This window comes from Tabrizicola sp., assembly GCF_041919135.1.
Taxonomy (GTDB): Bacteria; Pseudomonadota; Alphaproteobacteria; order Rhodobacterales; family Rhodobacteraceae; genus Tabrizicola.
The window spans coordinates 216211-230969 of record NZ_JAYRUJ010000001.1; the positions used below are offsets into that span (position 1 = coordinate 216211).

At 68.3% G+C, this 14759-nt stretch carries 14 protein-coding genes; 9 read left to right on the top strand and 5 right to left on the bottom strand.

The genetic code is table 11. The features are described 5' to 3' along the window. Nucleotides 1-29 precede the first annotated feature (29 nt). Both mce and ACE3UA_RS01035 read left to right on the top strand, forming a co-directional pair. Nucleotides 30-434 (top strand): methylmalonyl-CoA epimerase, encoded by a 405-nt coding sequence (gene mce, locus ACE3UA_RS01030; RefSeq protein ID WP_374641925.1) that lies wholly within the window; start codon nt 30-32, stop codon nt 432-434. After that, nucleotides 431-700 (top strand): DUF1467 family protein, encoded by a 270-nt coding sequence (locus ACE3UA_RS01035; protein ID WP_374641602.1) that lies wholly within the window; start codon nt 431-433, stop codon nt 698-700. Before mce ends, ACE3UA_RS01035 begins: the two co-directional genes overlap by 4 nt. On the opposite strand, the gene ACE3UA_RS01040 is transcribed toward ACE3UA_RS01035, so the two are convergent. Together ACE3UA_RS01040 and ACE3UA_RS01045 are read right to left on the bottom strand one after the other, a co-directional pair. Continuing rightward, the gene (locus tag ACE3UA_RS01040; protein ID WP_374641604.1) at nt 697-1305 is read right to left on the bottom strand and encodes an aminotransferase class IV family protein; all 609 of its coding nucleotides are present in this window, start codon (nt 1303-1305) and stop codon (nt 697-699) included. The genes ACE3UA_RS01035 and ACE3UA_RS01040 overlap by 4 nt on opposite strands. Further along, nucleotides 1263-2399 carry an aminodeoxychorismate synthase component I gene (locus tag ACE3UA_RS01045; RefSeq protein WP_374641606.1) on the bottom strand — a complete coding sequence of 379 codons (1137 nt, stop codon included), beginning with the start codon at nt 2397-2399 and terminating at the stop codon, nt 1263-1265. The genes ACE3UA_RS01040 and ACE3UA_RS01045 overlap by 43 nt, the downstream gene beginning before the upstream one ends. Before the next feature lie 240 nt (nt 2400-2639). On the opposite strand from ACE3UA_RS01045, the gene carB reads away from it, so the two are divergent. Then, on the top strand, nt 2640-5969 hold the full coding sequence (carB, locus tag ACE3UA_RS01050) for a carbamoyl-phosphate synthase large subunit (RefSeq protein ID WP_374641608.1): 3330 nt from the start codon (nt 2640-2642) through the stop codon (nt 5967-5969). Between the two features lie 131 nt (nt 5970-6100). Here carB and ACE3UA_RS01055 read toward each other — a convergent pair whose 3' ends face one another. From ACE3UA_RS01055 to ACE3UA_RS01065, 3 genes are read right to left on the bottom strand one after another with little or no spacing between them, the layout of a single operon-like run. Continuing rightward, nucleotides 6101-6976, bottom strand: coding sequence for an MBL fold metallo-hydrolase (locus ACE3UA_RS01055; protein WP_374641610.1), 876 nt, complete (start codon nt 6974-6976; stop codon nt 6101-6103). A 15-nt stretch (nt 6977-6991) separates the two neighbouring features. Next, on the bottom strand, nt 6992-7426 hold the full coding sequence (locus tag ACE3UA_RS01060; RefSeq protein ID WP_374641612.1) for a DUF6691 family protein: 435 nt from the start codon (nt 7424-7426) through the stop codon (nt 6992-6994). Between the two features lies 1 nt (nt 7427). Continuing rightward, nucleotides 7428-7853 (bottom strand): YeeE/YedE family protein, encoded by a 426-nt coding sequence (locus ACE3UA_RS01065; protein ID WP_374641614.1) that lies wholly within the window; start codon nt 7851-7853, stop codon nt 7428-7430. Nucleotides 7854-8157: 304 nt separating this feature from the next. Between ACE3UA_RS01065 and ACE3UA_RS01070 the strand changes: the two genes are divergently transcribed. The 6 genes from ACE3UA_RS01070 to ACE3UA_RS01095 all read left to right on the top strand — a co-directional run bounded on the left by ACE3UA_RS01070 (nt 8158) and on the right by ACE3UA_RS01095 (nt 14759). Next, nucleotides 8158-8721: a hypothetical protein gene (locus tag ACE3UA_RS01070; protein ID WP_374641616.1), complete on the top strand. Its 564-nt coding sequence runs from the start codon at nt 8158-8160 to the stop codon at nt 8719-8721. 178 nt (nt 8722-8899) lie between these two features. Then, nucleotides 8900-11326 carry a methyl-accepting chemotaxis protein gene (locus ACE3UA_RS01075; RefSeq protein WP_374641618.1) on the top strand — a complete coding sequence of 809 codons (2427 nt, stop codon included), beginning with the start codon at nt 8900-8902 and terminating at the stop codon, nt 11324-11326. A gap of 67 nt (nt 11327-11393) precedes the next feature. Then, on the top strand, nt 11394-11945 hold the full coding sequence (locus ACE3UA_RS01080) for a chemotaxis protein CheD (RefSeq protein ID WP_374641620.1): 552 nt from the start codon (nt 11394-11396) through the stop codon (nt 11943-11945). A 45-nt stretch (nt 11946-11990) separates the two neighbouring features. Beyond that, nucleotides 11991-12266: an STAS domain-containing protein gene (locus ACE3UA_RS01085; RefSeq protein ID WP_374641622.1), complete on the top strand. Its 276-nt coding sequence runs from the start codon at nt 11991-11993 to the stop codon at nt 12264-12266. Next, entirely contained in the window at nt 12263-12631 is a 369-nt protein-coding gene (locus ACE3UA_RS01090) for a response regulator (protein WP_374641624.1), read from the top strand. Before ACE3UA_RS01085 ends, ACE3UA_RS01090 begins: the two co-directional genes overlap by 4 nt. Before the next feature lie 7 nt (nt 12632-12638). Beyond that, nucleotides 12639-14759, top strand: coding sequence for a chemotaxis protein CheA (locus tag ACE3UA_RS01095; RefSeq protein ID WP_374641626.1), 2121 nt, complete (start codon nt 12639-12641; stop codon nt 14757-14759).

Below are 14759 nucleotides of genomic sequence, written 5' to 3' on the forward strand. Positions count from 1 at the left end.
CCATGGCCGAAACCCTGCGCGAGGACCAGATGATCGGACGCCTGAACCATGTCGCCATCGCCGTGCCGGACCTGACCGCCGCGGCCGAGCAGTATCGCACCGCCCTTGGCGCCAGGGTCGGCGCGCCGCAGCCCGAGCCCGAGCATGGCGTCACCGTCATCTTCATCGAACTGCCGAACACCAAGATCGAGCTTCTGCACCCCCTGGGCGAGAATTCCCCGATCACCGGCTTTCTGGAAAAGAACCCCTCCGGCGGCATCCATCACATCTGCTACGAGGTCGACGACATCCTTGCCGCCCGCGACCATCTGAAGGCGACGGGCGCGCGCGTCCTGGGCTCGGGCGAGCCGAAGATCGGCGCGCATGGCAAGCCGGTGCTGTTCCTGCATCCCAAGGACTTCAACGGCTGCCTGGTGGAGCTTGAACAGGCATGACCATCACCGGGGCCGTCGTCCTTTACGCGATCGTCTGGTTCGTCACCCTCTTCGTCGTGATGCCGCTGCGCACCCGCACCCAGGAGGAGGAGAACCATGTCGTCCCCGGCACGCCCCCCGGCGCTCCGGCGCATGAGGAGGTCGGCCGCATCGCCTGGATCACCACGCTTTTCGCCACGCCGGTCTGGGCCTTGATCGCGGCGATCATCCTCTCGGGCTGGATCGGCATTGCCGACCTGGATTTCTTCGGCCGGTTGAACCGCTAGCCCGCCCAGACCGCCGGGATCAGCCCGCGCAGCGCATTGCCGGCCCAAAGCCGGACCTTCGGCAGGTCCCCGGCCGGCAGCACCTCCTCCGGGCAGGCCAGCTCGGCCCGCAGCACCCCCGGCAGAAGGCCGCAGGACAAGGGCGGCGTGCGCATCCCCTGCCCCCGGTCGAAGAAGACCGTGGTGATCGAGCCGTCGCAGACCTCGCCCCGCTCGTTCAGGAAGACCAGCTCGTCCAGTCCCTCGGGCAAGGCCGCCCGCGCCCGGTCATAGGCCTCGCGCCGCGTCGATTTCACCCGCAGCCAGGGATCGGCCGAGCGCAGCCTTTCCCCCGCAAGCCCCAGCCGCCACACCGCCTTCGCCGGGGGAAGCGCCGCGACCTGCCACTCCACCCTTCCCTCGCGGTCCAGCGTCAGCCGCAGCCGCGCCGGATGCCCGGGGCCCGTCGCGTCGATCCCGGGACAGTCCCAGCCCAGAAGCTCCGCCGACCGCCGCAGCCGCGCCATGTGCAGCGCCCAGCGCGGGGCCCGCGCCCCGTCCCAGAGCGCCGTCTCGATCAGCTTCAGCCCTGGCTCACCGCCGGCTTCACGAAGCGCGCCTTCCACAGCGCCTCCTCCCATTCGCCTTGCACGCTCGAGCCATGCGTCAGCCCGCCGCCCACATTCATCACGATCTCGGAGCCGCTGACCGAAAGCGTGCGGATCGCCACCGAGAAATCCGCATCGCCTGACGGCGACATCCAGCCCACCGCGCCGCAATAGACCCCGCGCGGCCAGGGTTCGACCTCGCGGATGATCTGCATCGCCCGGATCTTCGGCGCGCCGGTCACGCTGCCGCAGGGGAATAGCGCGGCCATCAGCCCCGGCAAGGTCGGCGGCCCGTCCAGCACGCCCTCGACCGTCGAGGTCATCTGATGCACCGTCGCATAGGTCTCGATGGCGAAAAGCGCCGGCACCCGCACCGTGCCGACCCGCGACAGGCGGCTGATGTCGTTGCGCAGAAGGTCGACGATCATCAGGTTCTCGGCCCGGTCCTTCTCCGAGGCGCGCAGGTCGGCGATGATCGCCGCATCCTCCGCCGCATCCCTGCCGCGCGGCCGGGTGCCCTTCATCGGACGGGTGACGATGCGGTCGCCCTGGACCCGGAAGAACAGCTCCGGGCTGCGCGAGACGATCACCGGCCCGACGCCCAGATCGACAAAGGCCCCGTGCCCGACCGCCCCGGTGCGCCGGAAGGCGCCGAAGAGACCCAGGGGCGTGCCCCGGACCAGCCGGGCGGCCATCGGAAAGGTCAGGTTGACCTGATAGCAGTCGCCCGCCGCGATATAGTCGAAGACCCTGCGCGCCGCATTGCCATAGGCCCGCCGCCCGACCATGGGCGCGGGCGCGGTCATCTCCGTCGCCCGCCCCTCCGCCGCCGCCTGCTCCAGCACCGCGTCGGCGGCCTCGGGCGCATCATAGATGCCCAGGGCGACCAGCGGCCCCGGCCGGCGGCGCGGCATCAGGGGCGCGAGCTTCGGCTCCAGCGCGAACCCCGCCTCATAGGCGACATGGCCCGCGACCCAGGCCCCCCGCGCCCGTTCCGCCTCGGCCCGCTCCAGCGCGCGCATGACCTCGCCCGGCGTCTCGGCCAGGATGACCCGCCGCGGCGCCGTGAACAGCGCGGCCTTGCCGCCCGGTCCATGTTCCAGAAGGATCACACCCGCCCCCATCGTCCCTGCCCCGAGATAGGCCGATCCCGCCCCCCGCGCCAGAGCCTTTCCCGACCCCGGCCCCCGCCTTTGCGACCGGCCCCCCGATCCGCCCCGCGAATCTTTTCGAAAGGATCTGCAAAATCCTTCGAAGGATTTCGCCCCGCCCCGCCGCCGCCGTTTCCCCTTGCGCCCCCCCGGTCTCTCGCTATAACCCGCCCAATTTTGCGCATATGGATGGGGGCTGACATGCCGAAGCGGACCGATATCAAGTCGATCATGATCATCGGCGCGGGTCCCATCGTCATCGGCCAGGCCTGCGAGTTCGACTATTCCGGCGCCCAGGCCTGCAAGGCGCTGCGCGAGGAGGGCTACCGGGTCATCCTGGTGAACTCGAACCCCGCGACGATCATGACCGACCCCGGCCTCGCCGACGCCACCTACATCGAGCCGATCACCCCCGAAGTCGTCGCCAAGATCATCGAGAAGGAGCGCCCCGACGCGCTTCTGCCGACCATGGGCGGGCAGACCGGCCTCAACACCGCCCTCGCGCTCGCCGACATGGGCGTGCTGGACAAGCTCGGGGTCGAGCTGATCGGCGCCAAGCGCGACGCCATCGAAATGGCGGAGGATCGCAAGCTCTTCCGCGAGGCGATGGACCGGATCGGGCTGGAGAATCCCAAGGCCACCATCGTCGCCGCCCCCAAGCTCGCCTCCGGCAAGTACGACATCGCCGCCGGGGTCCGCGAGGCGATGGAGGCGCTGGAATATGTCGGCCTGCCCGCCATCATCCGCCCTGCCTTCACTCTTGGCGGCACCGGCGGCGGCGTCGCCTACAACCGCGACGACTATGAAGCCATCGTGAAATCCGGGCTGGAGGCTTCCCCAGTCGCGCAGGTCCTGGTCGATGAATCCCTCCTCGGCTGGAAAGAATACGAGATGGAGGTGGTGCGCGACCGCGCCGACAACGCCATCATCGTCTGCTCGATCGAGAACGTCGATCCGATGGGCGTCCACACCGGCGATTCCATCACCGTCGCCCCGGCGCTGACCCTCACCGACAAGGAATACCAGATCATGCGCAACGGCAGCATCGCCGTGCTGCGCGAGATCGGGGTCGAAACCGGCGGCTCCAACGTGCAATGGGCGATCAACCCCGCCGACGGCCGCATGGTCGTCATCGAGATGAACCCGCGCGTGTCGCGGTCGTCCGCTTTGGCGTCGAAGGCCACCGGCTTCCCCATCGCCAAGATCGCCGCGAAACTCGCCATCGGCTATACGCTGGACGAGCTGGACAACGACATCACCAAGGTCACGCCCGCGTCCTTCGAGCCGTCGATCGACTATGTCGTCACCAAGATCCCCCGCTTCGCCTTCGAGAAATTCCCCGGCTCGGAACCCAACCTCACCACCGCGATGAAATCGGTCGGCGAGGCGATGGCCATCGGCCGCACCATCCATGAATCGCTGCAGAAGGCGCTGGCCAGCCTGGAAACGGGCCTCACCGGCTTTGACGAGATCGCGATTCCCGGCGCGCCCGAGAAGGCGGCCATCGTCAAGGCCCTGGGCCAGGCCACCCCGGACCGCCTGCGCGTCATCGCCCAGGCCATGCGCCACGGGCTGACGAATGACGAGATCCAGGACGTCACCGCCTTCGACCCCTGGTTCCTGTCGCGCATCCGCGAGATCATCGACACCGAGGCGCAGATCCGCGCCGAGGGCCTTCCCGCGCGTGCCGAGGGCCTGCGCGCGCTGAAGATGATGGGCTTCACCGATGCCCGCCTCGCCCGCCTTACCGGCCGGGCAGAGGCCGAGGTCCGCCGCATCCGCAAGAATCTTGGCGTCACCGCCGTCTTCAAGCGCATCGACACCTGCGCCGCCGAGTTCGAGGCCCAGACCCCCTATATGTATTCCACCTACGAAGCCCCCGCGATGGGCGACGTGGAATGCGAATCCCGCCCCACGGCGGCGAAGAAGGTCGTCATCCTCGGCGGCGGCCCGAACCGGATCGGCCAAGGCATCGAATTCGACTACTGCTGCTGCCACGCCTGTTTCGCGCTGACCGAACGCGGCTACGAGACCATCATGGTCAACTGCAACCCCGAGACCGTCAGCACCGACTACGACACCTCCGACCGCCTTTATTTCGAGCCGCTGACCCTGGAACACGTCCTCGAAATCCTGCGGGTCGAGCAGGAGAACGGCACGCTGCACGGCGTCATCGTCCAGTTCGGCGGCCAGACGCCGCTGAAACTGGCGAACGCCCTGCATGAGGAAGGCATCCCGATCCTCGGCACCACGCCCGACGCCATCGACCTGGCCGAAGACCGCGAACGCTTCCAGCGCCTCCTCCAGGACCTCGGCCTGAAACAGCCGCACAACGGCACCGCCCGCAGCCGGGACGAAGCCTTCGCCGTGGCGAAAGAAGTGGGTTATCCGCTGGTCATCCGTCCCTCCTTCGTGCTTGGCGGCCGCGCCATGGAAATTGTCCGCTCGGACGAACAGCTTGACCGCTACATCTCCACCGCCGTCCAGGTTTCCGGCGACAGCCCCGTCCTGCTCGACTCCTACCTCTCCGGTGCCGTCGAGGTTGACGTGGATGCGTTAAGCGACGGTAAATCCGTGCATGTCGCTGGAATCATGGAACATATCGAGGAAGCCGGGGTCCATTCCGGCGATTCGGCCTGCTGCCTGCCGCCGCATCAGCTCTCGGCCGAAACGGTCGCCGAACTGAAACGGCAGACCGAAGTCATGGCCAGGGCGCTGAACGTCGTCGGGTTGATGAACGTGCAGTTCGCGATCAAGGACGGGGTGATCTACGTCCTCGAGGTGAACCCGCGCGCCTCGCGCACCGTGCCCTTCGTCGCCAAGGCGACCGACAGCGCCATCGCCTCGATCGCCGCCCGCCTCATGGCCGGCGAGCCGCTGTCGAACTTCCCGATGCGCGCGCCCTACCCGGCCGGCGTCGGCCCCGACACGCCGCTGCCCCTGGCCGACGCGAACACGCTCGCCGATCCGCAGACCCCCTGGTTCTCCGTCAAGGAGGCCGTCCTGCCCTTCGCCCGCTTCCCCGGCGTCGATCCGCTCCTCGGCCCCGAGATGCGCTCGACCGGCGAGGTGATGGGCTGGGACCGCAGCTTCGCGCTCGCCTTCCTCAAGGCGCAGATGGGCGCGGGCACGATCCTGCCGACCGAGGGCCGCGTCTTCCTGTCGGTCAAGGACATGGACAAGACCGAGGCCCTGGCCGAGGCCGCCCGCGACCTGGTGGCGATGGGCTTCACCATCGTCGCGACCAAGGGGACGGCGCAATGGCTGGCCGCCGAGGGCGTCGCGGCCGAATCCGTCGCCAAGGTCTACGAAGGCCGCCCGAACATCGTCGACCGGCTGAAGAACAACGAGATCGCGCTGGTGATGAACACCACCGAGGGGACCCAGGCCGTCAGCGACAGCCGCGACATCCGCCGCGTGGCGCTGATGGACAAGATCCCCTATTTCACCACCGCCGCCGCCAGCGTGGCCGCCGTGGCCGCGATGAAGGCGCGCGGCGAGGGCTATGGGGTCCGGACCTTGCAGGGGTAAGAGGCTGCGGGCGAGTCTGGCTCGGGCGCCATTCCCGGCCCCGGCCGAGCCAGCGGCCGTGACAATCCCCTGACGCCCGCGCCCAACCCTTTGGAAACGCTTGCCTCTCCCGGCCTGTCCACCGTGGACAGTCAAAGCCCGTTGATCGGAACCTTCAGGAACCGCTTGCCGCTCTCGTCGGCCTCGGGAAGGTCGCCCCCCCGCATGTTGACCTGCAGCGAGGGGATGATCAGCCGGGGCATCGCCAGCGTCGCATCCCGCGCAGTGCGAAGCTGGATGAACTCCTCCCGGGTCTTGCCGGCGAGGTGGATGTTATGGGCCCGCTCCTCGCCCACCGTCGTCTCCCAGCGGATGTCGCGGCCGTTCGGGCCGTAGTCGTGGCACATGAAAAGCCGGGTCTCGTCGGGCAGCGCCAGTACCTTCTGGATGCTGTCCCAAAGCTGCCCCGCATCCCCGCCCGGAAAATCTGCCCGCGCCGAGCCCCCGTCCGGCATGAACAGCGTGTCGCCCACGAAGGCCGCGTCGCCCATCACATGGGTCATGCAGGCCGGCGTATGCCCCGGCGTATGGATCGCATGGCAGGTCATCTGCCCGACCTTGTAGCTGTCGCCGTCGTCGAACAGCCGGTCGAACTGCGAGCCGTCGCGCTGGAACTCGGTCCCCTCGTTGAAGATCTTGCCGAAAGTGTCCTGCACCAGCGTGATGTTGCGGCCGATCCCGACCCTGCCGCCCAGGGCGCGCTGGATATAGGGCGCGGCCGAAAGGTGGTCGGCGTGGACATGGGTCTCGATCAGCCAGTCCAGCACCAGCCCCCGCGCCCGGATATGGGCGATGATCTCGTCGGCATGGTCATAGGTGATCCGCCCGGCGGCATAGTCGATGTCCATCACGCTGTCGACCACCGCGCAGGCATTGGAGGCGGGGTCCTTCACCACATGGCTGATCGTGTTGGTGGCCGGGTCGAAGAAGCTGGTGACCTCGGGTTTGACGGATAGATCGACCTGCATCGGGTCCTCCTGCGATCAGAGCGGCCGGGTCGCGACCGGGGGACGCGAGCGCAGCCAGCGTGCGACGAACATGCCCGCGACCAGCGCGGCGATGAAGATATGGACATCGAGGGCCCCGGTTCCCAGTGCGGGCAATGCGCCGCCGGGACAAAAGCCTGCGATGCCCCAGCCCAGCCCGAAGGTCGCCGAGCCGAGGATCAGCCTGCGGTCGATCACCCGCGTATCCGGCAGCTGGAAGCGGTCCGCCATCCGGGGGGCGGGATTGCGCAGCACCAGCCGGTAGCCGGGAACCGCGACGCCCAGGGCGCCGGCCATCACGAAGGCGAGGCTTGGGTCCCAGGTCCCGGCAATGTCGAAGAAGTTCAGCACCTTGGCAGGGTTGATCATCCCCGAGACCGTGATGCCCAGCCCGAAGATCAGGCCGATGGCGAAGGCGGAGAGAAGGCGCATCTCAGACCCCGTGCCGGATGAGGAAGACGGTCAGCACGGCCGAGGCCATGAAGCTGGCGGTGGCCACCATCGACCGGCGCGACAGGCGCGCGAGGCCGCAGACCCCGTGGCCCGAGGTGCAGCCGCCGCCATGGCTCACGCCGACACCCACGATCAGCCCGCCCAGGGCCACCGCCCAGCCCGGCACCGGCTGGTCCAGCACCGGCCGCTCGCCGGTGGCCAGAAGATGGACGAGCGGCCCCGTCATCATCCCCGCGATCACCGCCGCGCGCAGGGTCCAGTCTGCCGCGTCGCCCAGACGGAACAGCCCGCCCAGAATCCCCGTGGCCCCAAGGATACGGCCATGCACCGCCAGCAGCAGCACCGCCGCTGCTCCGATCAGCGCGCCGCCCGCAAGCGCGGCCCAGGGTGTGAACTCAGTCTCCATAGGCTTGGTCCCGCAGGTTCCAGCCGCCCGGGCGGCATTCGCCCCATGATGCCACCAACCGGGACCGCTGGACAGACCGGAACCGGAGAATCCTCGCGCGCGCGGCGGGACGGTAGAGGCTGCCGGGTCCGCCTGCACCGGGGCGGCCGGGTTAACCCCATGCATTCGTTGTTGTTTCATCCCGGCCGCGTGGATCGTGCAAATCCTTCGCAATAGGTCCGTCGCCGGGCGACAGATTGTTAACGCTTGCGCCGTAACGTCCAGAACACACGCGGAACAATCCCCGGATCTGGAGCATGATGCCATGAGACATTCCTGCAACGTCGCCGCCCTGCTGCTTGCCGCCTTCCCCGCGCAGGCCGGGGATCTGGAAGACCGGATGGCCACCTTCGTCACCGACGAGGTCAAGGCCTGGTTTTCCGATCCGACCGTCGTCGCCATGGTGCAGGAAGCCAACCTCGGCAATGCGGCCCTCACCCCCGGCGACATCGACGCGCTGGAGGCGCGCTGGCAGGCCGAGGTCGGCACCAATGGCGAACTGGTCGCGGCGATCACCGACAATGCCGCCTCGGTCTATCTGCGCGAACGGATCATGGCCTCGGGCGGGAAGGTGACCGAACTGATCGTCATGGACGCCAGGGGGCTGAACGTCGCGGTCAGCGAGCCCACGTCGGATTACTGGCAGGGCGATGAGGCGAAGTATCGGCAGACCTATCTCGTCGGGCCGGCCGGCCTGCATGTCTCCGAGGTCGAGCTGGACATGTCCACCCAGATCTACCAGGCGCAGGTTTCCTTTGCGCTGACCGAGCCGACGACCGGCCAGCCCATTGGCGCGGTGACCGTCGGGCTGAACGCCGAATCCTTCTGACCCGCCCGCCTGCGCGGCCCCAGAACGGGAGATTTCCATGCAATCGCATCCTCGGACCTCCGGGCTCAGATCGCTGTTCGTCAAGATCACCGGCGTGACGGCAATTTGCGCCGCGTGTGCGGCAGGCACGTTGACGGCCCTCAATCATGGCGCGAACCGCGCACAACTGGGTCAGATCGTGCGGGATCGGGTATCGACCGAAACGCCCGACCTGGCCGACGAGATCGCCGGCAGCCTGCGCTTTGGCCGCCCCGACAAGGTGAACGAGGCTTTTGCCCATCTCCTCACGCATTCCAGGGGCATCGCCGCCCTGGCAATCGCGGTGACACCGGACGGCGCACTCTTCGGCTATTCGGACCAGGCCACGGCGACCGATCCCGCCATGACCGAGCTTGCGCGCCGCGCGCTGGACGAAAACCGCCTCGTCACGGCCGAGGACGGCTTTGCCGCGGCCGTTCCCGTCCTTTTCGGCGAGAACGCCGATGTCGTCGGCGCGGTCGCGACGCGCTGGACGCCGGAACCGCTGGTGCAGCGGCTGCGCGAGCAGGAGTTCAAGGCGATCACGATCTCGGCCGCGGCTTTCCTGGCGGCCGTCCTTGCCTTCATGTTCTTCGTCAGCCGTGTCGTCACCCGGCCGCTTGGCCGGATCCGGTCGGTGATCCGCAGCTTCGCCGACCGCGACTATTCCGGTCCCGTCCCGATGCAGGACCGCGGCGACGAACTCGGCGCCATCGCCGCCTCGCTGGAGGAATTGCGCGACACACTGGCCCGGGCCCAGGCCGCCGAGCTTGACAGCACCTGCAAGAGCGCGGCCTTCATGGGATCGTCCGTCGCGATGATTCTGGTCGATCGCGACATGGCGGTCACCCATTTCAATCCCCGGATGGTCGAGCTTTTCCGGGCGCATGCGGCAGGGTTGCGCGCCCGCGTCCCGGGGTTCGATCCCGACAACATCCTCGGCCTCAAGGTCTCGCAGTTCCAGATCGAGCGCCAGCACGCCCCTGCCAGCGGCGAGATGCACAATCCCGGCCTGGCCACCTTCAGCACGGTCATCACCGTCGGCGAGGCGCGCCTGTCGGTTTCCGCCTCAGCGATCCGCAACAGCCAGGGCGAGGCGGTCGGCCATGTCATGGAATGGGTGGATGTCACGCAGAGCTGGCTTAACTCGGCGGTGATCCAGGCGATCGAGGCGAACCAGATCAAGGCCGAATTCGCAGTGGACGGCACGCTTCTTGCCGCGAACACGCCCTTCCTGACCATCATGGGCCAGACCCTGGAAGGGGCCCGCCGCAAGACGCTTGCCGAGATGCTCGGGATCCCCGGCGGCGATGCCTCCGCCATCTTGCGTACGATCGTCCAGGGGGAAGCCTATTTCGGGATGATGGAGCTTGTCCGCGCCGCCGGAACGCCGGCCATCGTCGACGGCAGTCTCGGCTGCGTCAAGGATCATCACGGGTGCCCGGTAAGAATCCTGCTGCTCGGCAAGGACGTGACCCGCGCCGAGGCCGAGCTGGACTCCGCCCGTCGCCTGCGCGCCGAAGCGGAACAGCAGCAGGCCGCCGTCGTCGAGGCGCTGCGTCAGGGGCTGCGCAAACTGAACGCGGGCGACCTGACCGCCCGCATCGACGTGCCCTTCGCCGGCAATTACGAGGACCTGCGCCAGGACTTCAACAGCACCGTCCTCAGCATGTCCAGGGCGATCCGCGCGATCCTGACCAATGCCGAGAGCATCTCGAACGAGGCTCGCGACATCAGCCTGACCGCCGAGGGCCTGTCGCGCCGCACCGAAAGCACGGCCGCCACGCTGGAGCAGACCGCGGCGGCCCTGGACCTCCTGACCGCCTCGGTCAAGGCGACGGCGGACAGCGCCGAACGGGCGGACCAGGCGGTCAGCACCGCCAAGGCCAATGCCGAGAGCAGCAGCAAGGTCGTGGTCGAGACGGTCTCGGCGATGGACCAGATCGCCGGCTCCTCCGAGCGGATCACCTCGATCATCAAGGTCATCGACGACATCGCCTTCCAGACCAACCTCCTGGCGCTGAACGCCGGCGTCGAGGCCGCACGGGCCGGGGACGCGGGCCGCGGCTTCGCGGTCGTCGCCTCGGAGGTCCGGGCGCTCGCGCAACGCTCCTCGGACGCCGCGCGCGAGATCAACGACCTGATCGCGAACAGCGGCACCCAGGTCCGTCGGGGCGTGACGCTGGTGGACAAGACCGGCGAGGCGCTGAAGCAGATCGCCGACTCGGTCTCCGAGATCGCCGGGCTCGTCTCGGACATCGCCGTCGCATCGCGCAAGCAGTCGGCAAACCTGCTGGAGATCAACACGGCCGTCACCCAGCTGGACCAGTCCACGCAGCAGAACGCGGCGCGGCTGGAGGAAACGACTGCCGCAAGCGAGGGGCTGACCAAGGATGCCGTGGCCCTGGTGGGAACCATGTCGCAATTCAAGGTGCAGGCCGAGGGGTCTGCGGACCCGGTCCTGCCGTTCCGCGCCAGCCGCGGACAGGCCGCCCGCACCGAACCGGCCCGCAGCACCGTGACGCCGATCAAGGGCTCCGCGGCCCTGGCGCCACAGACCGAACCGGGGGGGTGGGAGGATTTCTGACCCAGCCCCGGCGGACCTGGCACCGGGTCCGCCGGATTCCCCGATCCCCGCAGGCAGGAAACGAATGATGTTCAATGCCCGACCAGATGGCAGACTCCACGACCGTCCGACCTATGTCCATGTGGTGCAGGGCGAATTCGTGGTCTCGGATCAGCCCGGCACGGTCCTCACGACGATCCTGGGCTCCTGTGTCTCGACCTGCATCTGCGATCCGATGGCTGGCGTCGGCGGAATGAACCACTTCCTGCTGCCCGACAACGGACCGGGCAACGGTCGGCAGTTCCGCTATGGGCTTTACGCGATGGAGCTGCTGATCAATGGCCTGCTGAAGAAGGGGGCCAGCAAGGACCGGCTCGAGGCCAAGCTTTTTGGCGGCGCGATGATGAATGACGGGCTTGGCCGGATCGGGGCCGCGAATGCCGCCTTTGCCCGGCGCTTCCTGGCCGACGAGGGCATCCGTTGCCTGGCGCAGAGCCTGGGCGGCACGCTTGCCCGGCGGGTGCGTTTCACGCCGACGACCGGCCAGGCCCAGCAGCTGATCGTGCAACCGGACGCCCTGGCGCCACAACCGCCCCCCCGGGTTCCAGCGCGGAGCGACGACGATGTCACCTTCTTCTAGATTCCCGGGCCGCCGGGCCGGAGCAAGACCCGAGAGGAACGTCCCATGAGCGAGATCCTGCAGCTTCCCGAAAGGCTGGACTTCGACGCCGCGCGCGATCTCTACGGCCGGCTTCTGGCCCTGCGCGGCCGACCGATCTCGATCGACGGCTCGGCGGTCCGCACCGGCGGCACCCTGGCCGCGCAGATCCTGCTGGCCGCCGCGCGTGACTGGCGCGCGGCCGGCCTGCCCTTCACCTTCGCCCCCTCGGTCGCCCTGCGGGACGTTCTCGATCGGCTGGGCGTCCTGTCCGAGATCGCGCAAGAGGAGGCGACCGCGTGATGCTGACCATTCTGGCAATCGACGATTCCCGCACGATCCGGGAGATGCTGCGGGAAACGCTGCGCAACGCAGGCTTCGACGTCCATGTCGCGGTGGACGGCCTCGACGGGCTGGAGAAGCTGCGGGAGGTCGCCCCCGACGTGATCATCACTGACATCAACATGCCGCGCATGGACGGATTCGGGGTGATCGAGGCGGTCCGCGCCGGCAACTCTCATGCCGCGCTTCCGATCCTCGTGCTGACCACCGAAAGCGCAGCCGACCTGAAGGAACGGGCGCGCAAGAGCGGTGCCACCGGATGGATCGTCAAACCGTTCGACGACGCCAAGCTCGTCTCGGCGATCAAGCGCATCGCAGGCCATTGAGGTCACCATGAGTTCCTCGATCGATATCCGCCAGACCTTCTTCCAGGAATGCGAGGAACTGCTCGAGGCGCTGGATGACGGGCTGAACGCGCTCGCCTCCGCCAGCGAGGACGGCAGCTTCGAGTCCGAGACGGTGAATGCGGTCTTCCGCGCCGTCCATTCGATCAAGGGCGGGGCGGCCGCCTTCGGGCTGGAGGCTCTGGTCCGCTTTGCCCACCAGTTCGAGACCGCGCTGGACGCGATGCGCTCGGGCAAGCTGATGTCCGCGCCCGACATCATCCGCATCTTCCTGCGTTCGGCCGATTATCTGGCCGACCTGATCTCCGGCGCCCGCGACGGAGCGCCACCGACCAGCACCTCCGGGTCCGACCTGATGGAGCGTCTGGCGCAACTCGTCCCCGCGAACGGCGCGCGGATGCCGACCGCGGCAGCGCCCCCCGCCGCTCCTCCTGCGCCCGAGGCGGACGATCCGGGCTTTCAGCCGATCGCACTCGCCTTCGACTTCGCGCCCGAACCGGAAGGCCCGGCGGGATACGCGATCAGGTTTGCGGCGTCGAAGCAGCTTTACGCCAGCGGCAACGACCCGGTGCACATGTTCCGCGCCCTGGCCGAACTTGGCGCGCTGGAGACCAGGGCCGACACCACCGCGCTGCCGCCGCTGGAGGAAATGGACTGGGCCTCCGCCTATCTGACCTGGGACCTGGTCCTGCGGACGACGGAATCGCAGCAATCCGTCCATGAGATCTTCGAATTCGTCGACGGGCTTTGCACACTGGAGGTCGGTGAGATCGAGGCTGTCGCGCCAGCGACCGCCGCGCCAGCGCCGGAGCCGGAGGCCCTCCAGGCGGCCGAGCCTGTCGGGGGAAGCCGTCCCGTCGCACCGCGCCCGGGCGCCGCCAGGTCTGGCGCACAGGGTGGGCAGAAGGGCTCGGTCAGGGTCGATCTGGAACTGGTCGACCGGCTGATCAACATCGTGGGCGAGCTGGTGATCAACCAGGCGGTGCTTGCGCAATGCGTGCAGGATGCCGGGATCGGGGCGCAAAGCGACGTGGGCGCCGGGCTGGACGAATTTCGCAACCTCGCGCGGGAGTTGCAGGAGAATGTCATGGCGATCCGCGCGCAATCGGTGAAGCCGCTGTTCCAGCGCATGGCCCGCATCGTGCGCGAGGCTTCGGATCTTGCCGGAAAGACGGTCGAGTTCATCACCGAAGGCGACGCGGTCGAGGTCGACAAGACCGTGATCGAGCGGCTGGTCGATCCGCTGACCCATATCATCCGCAACTCGGTCGATCACGGGCTGGAACCGGCGGCGGCGCGGCAAGCGGCCGGCAAGCCCGCGGCCGGTCGCATCTGCCTGTCGGCGGCCCATCGCTCGGGCCGGGTGCTGATCGAGGTCACCGACGACGGTGCCGGGATCAACCGCCCGAAAGTGTGGCAGATCGCGGTCGACAGGGGGCTGATCCCGCCGGATGCGGTGCTGGGCGACGCTGAGATCGACAAGCTGATCTTCCTCCCCGGCTTCTCGACCGCTGCAAAGGTGACCGATCTGTCCGGTCGCGGCGTCGGGATGGATGTGGTGCGCAGCGCAATCCAGGGCCTCGGGGGCCGCATCAACATCACCTCTTCCCCCGGCAAGGGCACCACGATGTCGATCAGCCTCCCGCTCACGCTGGCGGTGCTGGACGGGATGGTGGTCGATGTCGCGGGCCAGACCATGGTCGTGCCGATCACCGCGATCATCGAGACGCTGCGACCGGCGGCGGCCGACATCCACCCGGTCGCCGGCGCCGGCAAGGTGGTCGCGGTGCGCGAGAAATTCGTGCCGATCATCGACCTGGCCGAGACTTTCGGCCACCGCCCGGCCAGCCCGGACTATTCCGGCATGGTGCTGCTGCTGGTCGAATCCGGCGGGAACGAACGCTGGGCCCTGGCGGTGGACCGCATCCATGACCAGCGCCAGGTGGTGATCAAGGGGCTGGAGGCGAACTACGGCCATGTGCCCGGCGTCGCCGCGGCGACGATCCTGGGCGATGGCAAGATCGCCCTGATCATCGATCCCGATGAAACCGCGCAGCGCAGGCGGCCCCAGACCGCCTTCGCCCCCGCCCTTCTGACCGAGGAGATGTGA